This is a genomic window from Azoarcus taiwanensis, from assembly GCF_012910885.1.
Taxonomy (GTDB): domain Bacteria; phylum Pseudomonadota; class Gammaproteobacteria; order Burkholderiales; family Rhodocyclaceae; genus Azoarcus_F; species Azoarcus_F taiwanensis.
Genome location: NZ_WTVM01000192.1, coordinates 1 through 5,638, shown reverse-complemented (window position 1 = coordinate 5,638; position 5,638 = coordinate 1). Strand labels below are relative to the sequence as shown.

Below are 5,638 nucleotides of genomic sequence, written 5' to 3'. Positions count from 1 at the left end.
CACCAGGGCGTTTCAGTCCACAGGAGCAGGGGCAGATGGGAAAGAAACACGGACAGCGACGCCATGAGCGTCGCGCGACCTTGAATCATGTCGTCACGATGTCGGCACTTGCACTGGCGCTGGGATATACCGGCTTGCAGCCGCAGCAGGCAGCGGCACAGGAATGGACCGGCGCTGGATTCGGCGACTGGTTCGATGGCGCGAACTGGAACACCGGCAGCGTGCCGACAATCGCCGATTCGGTCACGGTCGATGCCGGGGCGGCCAGCGGACCCATGATCTCCGGTGCGGTCTTCGGTCCGAACGCACAGTCGGACACCCTGACGATCGGCGCGGACAACATCGGCAGGCTCGAACTGCGTTCAGGTTTGCGAAATCTCGTGACCGTTGACCGGGCGGTGATCGGGCTCAATGCGGGGTCGGAAGGTCTGGTTCGGGTGGACGGATACGAAGCCTTCTGGCGCACCCTGGATCTGGTGCTCGGCTCGGAGGGCACCGGGCTGCTGGAGATCCTCGACGGCGGCAGCGTCGAGGTGACACGCGACCTCACTTTGGGGCAACTGGATCTCGCCGGACGCGGTCACGGCACGCTGCGAATCGCGGGTCGAGACCTCCTTGCCGACATCGCGAGCGAGCTGACGGTCGACCGAACGCTCGATGTCGGCCTCTCCGGTACCGGGCGCATCGAGATCCTGGACGGCGGTGTACTCCGAAGCAATGGCGCCTACCTGGGCTGGGGCGCGACCGGTGACGGTCACGTACTTGTCGACGCCGGCGAAGGCAACCCAGGCTCAGTCTGGAACAACAGTGGCGAACTCGAGATCGGTGGCAGCGGCACAGGCGAGCTCGAGATCGGTCGCGGAGCCATGGTGAACAACGGCAACGTGCGCATCGCCGCGCGAGCAGGGTCAGGCGGCACGGTGGTGCTGACGGCCCTGGACGAGACGATCGCCCCCGCCATCACATGGATCGTGAACGGCAATCTCACCGTGGGCGATGAAGGCCAGGGCACGCTCCTGGCCGGTCGCGGCAGGATCCTGGGCGTCGACGGCAGCATGCGCATCGGCGAAAGCGCCGGCAGCCAGGGCGAGGTCCGCCTGTCCGGTGCCGGCACCGCGCTGCTCACCAGCGATTCCGAGATGGTCGTGGGCGTGGAAGGCGTCGGCGAGCTCTGGATCAATCAGGGCGCGCGACTCAACGTCGGCGACGGCAGTGGCCGGCTCATTCTTGCCGAGCTCCCCGGGTCGACAGGCCTGCTGGTGATCGGCGCACTCGCCAGCACGCCGCCTGGCGTGCTCGAAGTCGGGTCCGTCGAGTTCGGCGACGGCGACAGCACCCTTCGCCTGGTGCATGGCGACTCCAACTACCAGCTGGACGCGACGCTGAGTGGCAGCGGCCTGATCCAGGTGCTCGCCGGCACGACCCGCTACACCGGCGACGGCAGCCTGTTCAACGGCGCAGTCCAGATCGAAACCGGGCGACTGGTGGTCAACTCGACCCTGAACAGCGCGGTCACGGTAGGCAATCTCGGCACACTGGCTGGCAACGGCACGGTTGGCGCCCTGAACGTGAATGGCGGTGGTACGGTCGCGCCCGGCAACTCGATCGGCACCATCAACGTGGCCGGTGACGTGATCTTCGCCCCAGGCTCGGTGTATGCGGTCGAGATCAACGCCGCGGGCGACAGCGATCGCATCCATGTCACCGGGACAGCGACCCTGAATGGGGGCACGGTGCAAGTGATCCCCTTCCCCGACTTTGCCGTGGGCACCGCCTACACCATTCTCATTGCCGACGGCGGCTTGCTGGGGGCCGGCTTCGATGGCGCGACTTTAGAGGCCGGCAGCCTGTTCGTCACGCCGCAACTGTCCTATGACGCGAACAACGTGTTCCTGGTCATCACGCAGATCACCGATTTCGACGAGCTTGCCCTGACACGCAACCAGCGCGCCGCCGCAAGGGGCATTCAGTCGGTAGGTGCCGGTCCGGTGTTCGGCGCCATTACGCTGCTGGCCGATCCCGCGCAGGCCCGCCATGCCTTCGACGCGATTTCCGGCGAGGTGCATGCATCGCTCGCCACCGCCCTGCTCGAAGACAGTCGCTTTCCGCGCGAGGCGACGCTGCGCAGGCTCGCAGACAGCGACTCGGCTGATGGGCGAGGCGCATGGGTGCAGGTGCTGGGCAGTGAGGGAAAGTGGCGCGGAGACGGCAATGCCGCACGTCTGTCCCGTGACGTGAACGGCGTGGTGCTCGGCTTCGATGGCGAGTTGGGCGAGTCCGGCGTTCGTGCCGGCCTCGTCGGCGGCTACACCGATGCCTCTTACCTTACCCGCGCGCGGGACTCACGCGCAGATAGCGAGAACTGGCATCTCGGCGCGTACGCAGGGGCCGAGCTAGCTAACGGCATCGCACTGCGGGGTGGGGTCGTCCATGGCTGGCACCGCCTGGACGTGACGCGACACGTGGCCTTCGGCGAGTTCGATTCACGCACCTTGGCCGACTACGACGTGCGCAGCCTGCAGACCTTCGGTGAGGTGTCGTGGGCGCTCGACGCCGGAGGCGTCAGGCTCGAACCCTTGCTGGGCCTGGCACATGTGCGTGTGACAGGCGGCCGCTATGCGGAATCCGGCGATGCTGCAGCCCTGAAGGGCAAGCAGCGCTCAAGCGACGCGAGATTCGTGACCGCCGCGGTGCGTGCCGCGTCACCGTGGAACGACCGTGTTCACCTGAACGCGATGCTGGGTGCGCGCCATATGATCGGCAAAACGCCGAAGGCCACGCACCGCTTTGCCGGTGGCGCCGACTTTGTCGTGGCGGGCACGCCGATTGCGCGGAATGTGGCACTGCTCGACCTGGGCATCCATGCGCGCGTGACCCCTGCCGCGGACTTGGGCGTCTTCTACAGCAGCCAGCTGGGTTCCGGGCATAGAGATCATGCCTTGCGAGCCGCCCTGTCGATGAGATTCTGATTGTACGAAACCCGACCAAGGGCATCGTCCCCCTTCCTGAGAGGCTTGAAACCATGAACCCGACTCCTTCCCACTCTACCGTAGAGGGCCGCTCCGGCCTGCAGACCGGTCCGGTTTGCCGGGCGATGCGCTACGCCCTCGCGCTGATCGCGCTGCTGGTACTCACCACGCCTGTTGCCACGCTGGCCCAAAGCGACGTGGCGGGAGCGAGCGATCACGAACTCATCCCGCGCTACGAGGACGCGTGGATTCTTGGGCATGAGACCAAGGCCTTCGACCGCTTTGCGTTGCCCACCGGCCCCGCGGTACGTCGCGACGGGCAATGGCAGGGCGAGACCGAGCAGGTGGTCGAAGGTGCGCGAACCCGACTGCTCTACGTCGCCCCGCAGGAACGGAGCACGCTCGAGGTGTTCCGCAACTACCAGACCGCACTGGCCGAACGCGGATTCGAGACGCTCTTCGCCTGTTCCGGACGCGAATGCGGCAGCAACAGCAACATCGCACGCAATATCCTGTGGACGCGCGACCGGCAGCTTGCCAACGCCGGCGACAAGACGCGCTACGCCTTCACCGGCATGCACGACGACCACTATCTGGCCGCACGCAATGCCGACGGCACGACCTGGGTAGGTCTGTACATTGCGCGCAACAACTTCACTGCCATTGCGGACACCCACCTGCGTCCGATCATCCTGCTCGAAGTGGTCGATATCGCGGCGATGGAGCAGCGCATGATAGATGCGGCAGCGATGGCCGAGAGCATCTCCCAGACCGGCAAGGTGGCCCTGGACAACATCTACTTCGACTTCGGGCGGGCGACGCTGACGCCGGAATCCGATCCGGCGCTGACCGAGATGGCCAGGCTGCTCTCCGAGCACCCCGCCGTGTCAGTCTATGTCGTCGGGCACACCGACAACGTCGGCAGCTACGAGGCCAACATGGAGCTGTCGCGCGCACGGGCCGCCGCGGTGGTCGATGCGCTGGTCAGCCGACACGGCGTTCAGCGCACCCGAATCGTGCCTGCTGGCGTCGGTCCGCTCGCACCGATTGCGAGCAACGACACCGAAGAGGGTCGCAGCAAGAACCGGCGTGTGGAGCTGGTGCAAAGATGAACTGGCGGGTCGTCGCCACGGGCTGGGCACTTGCCCTCATCGTGCCGGACGCATCAGCGTTCGACGCCGACAGCCGGTTTGCGCCCAACCCGCCATCTGGTCAGAGTGGTCGTTTCGCCTTTGATCTTCGGCTGGACGTTGGTTTCCAGAGCGACCGCGCTGCTGGGCCGATCACCGTGTTCGTCAATTCCCGCGACGGCTCGATGGTGCTCGACAATCCGCATGTCACCCTGTGGGCACTCGGCATGCAGGACATTCCGGGCCTGCAGATCCACCACGCAATCATCCGCGAAAGCGAACTCATGGCCTGCGGCCGCCACCCCGAATTCGGCGACGGTTGCCTGCCAATGGGAGGCGACATCGTTCCGGGCTTCTCGGCATGGGCGGCTCAGGTGGAGGCCGAGCGCTTCTTCGCTTCGGCTTCCACCGCCCGCGCCGCGGACTTTCCACCGGCACCGGCCGCGGTGCGCCACCTGGCCCGACTCGACGGTTACATGCAGGAGGGCGTGAAGGCCAGCTTCTGGTTCGACCCTGGCCACGCCACTGTCGCCACCCAGATGCCGTTTCTCGGGCCGGGCGTTGGCGTGATGAAGGACCGGATAAGCCGCAGCAATCGCGTGGTGCGCCACGCCCATTACGTGTTTCCGCCCACGGAGCACGCCCTGCGCTATCTGAGCATCCAGCTCGCCGACCTGTCACGCACCCAGCACCGCGTGGACCTGTCCGGCTACCCGCTGGTGAGCGCTTTCACCGCTCCCGCTCTCGGCCAAGCGCAGGCCGTCGGCATCGACATACTGGGGCTGGGTGCGCAGGTACAGGCAATCGCACGAGACATGGAAGAATCCTGCCCGCATGGCAGCCCAGGCAATGAGTGCCGCGCCGAATACCGGCAGCGCATCCAGGCACTGGAAGCGCAGATCCACCAACGCGCCTCCGATTTCGCGCGCCAGCATGGCCTGCGGGCTCCGCCCCCCCGATGACGGCTCCACGCTCAGTCCAGGTCTCGCGCCACCTGTTCGGCGATTCGCTTCAGTGCTACTGAGATCTCCTGCGCCAGCATCGCTGGGCCATCGACGCCGCACCATTCCGACTCCGGATGCGATCTCGCCCGCTGTGGCACGAACTGCGCGTAAAGGGGCGAGCGTGGCGTCAGCGGACTCTGTATCGGCAGCGCCGGCGCGTAGCGGAGCATGCTGTAGTAGCGCACACCCCCGCTCTGTGCTGCTTCGAGACGCACCTCAAGCGCAAGCTCGAGCGCCAACTGTTGCGGAGCCTCGGCCTCTCTCAGGCTGAGCATCGGCAAGGCTGTCGTCAGGCGATAAGGTGTGCGCGCATCTTGGCCCGACGCTGCAGCGTGGCTTCGATCGTGGAGTTCGAGCGCCACGCCGAGCGAGCGGGCCGCGTCGCCGAGTGCCGGAGCGAACACGGATGCATAGTCGAACGCCTCCGCTGCGCGGGCGAGACGGTCGATGCACGGTTGAGCGGCTGCGAGGTGCTCTTGCGCACGCTTCTCGGCCATGATGCGCTCGGCGGATTCGAGCCCGATTTGCAGCAGGT

Annotated in this window: 4 protein-coding genes; 3 read left to right on the top strand and 1 reads right to left on the bottom strand. The window is 66.3% G+C overall.

Going from position 1 to position 5,638, the window contains the following annotated elements; all coding sequences use genetic code 11:
- Positions 1-35: 35 nt before the first annotated feature.
- Genes GPA21_RS18980 through GPA21_RS18970 form a run of 3 tightly spaced genes read left to right on the top strand, consistent with a single transcriptional unit; the run spans position 36 to position 5,061 of the window.
- Entirely contained in the window at positions 36-2,969 is a 2,934-nt protein-coding gene (locus tag GPA21_RS18980) for an autotransporter domain-containing protein (RefSeq protein ID WP_168989651.1), read from the top strand.
- 53 nt (positions 2,970-3,022) lie between these two features.
- Positions 3,023-4,081 carry an OmpA family protein gene (locus GPA21_RS18975; RefSeq protein WP_168989650.1) on the top strand — a complete coding sequence of 353 codons (1,059 nt, stop codon included), beginning with the start codon at positions 3,023-3,025 and terminating at the stop codon, positions 4,079-4,081.
- Complete coding sequence (locus GPA21_RS18970; protein ID WP_168989649.1) at positions 4,078-5,061, top strand: hypothetical protein; 984 nt, start codon at positions 4,078-4,080, stop codon at positions 5,059-5,061. The genes GPA21_RS18975 and GPA21_RS18970 overlap by 4 nt, the downstream gene beginning before the upstream one ends.
- An 11-nt stretch (positions 5,062-5,072) precedes the next feature.
- On the opposite strand, the gene GPA21_RS18965 is transcribed toward GPA21_RS18970, so the two are convergent.
- Positions 5,073-5,638: hypothetical protein (locus tag GPA21_RS18965; protein WP_168989648.1), on the bottom strand; the 566-nt coding region annotated here is incomplete at its 5' end.

Bases quoted from the DNA above. Each gene is read 5' to 3' on its own strand.
- GPA21_RS18975 (WP_168989650.1), top strand. From the start codon at position 3,023: ATGAACCCGACTCCTTCCCACTCTACCGTAGAGGGCCGCTCCGGCCTG.
- GPA21_RS18980 (WP_168989651.1), top strand. From the start codon at position 36: ATGGGAAAGAAACACGGACAGCGACGCCATGAGCGTCGCGCGACCTTG.
- GPA21_RS18970 (WP_168989649.1), top strand. From the start codon at position 4,078: ATGAACTGGCGGGTCGTCGCCACGGGCTGGGCACTTGCCCTCATCGTG.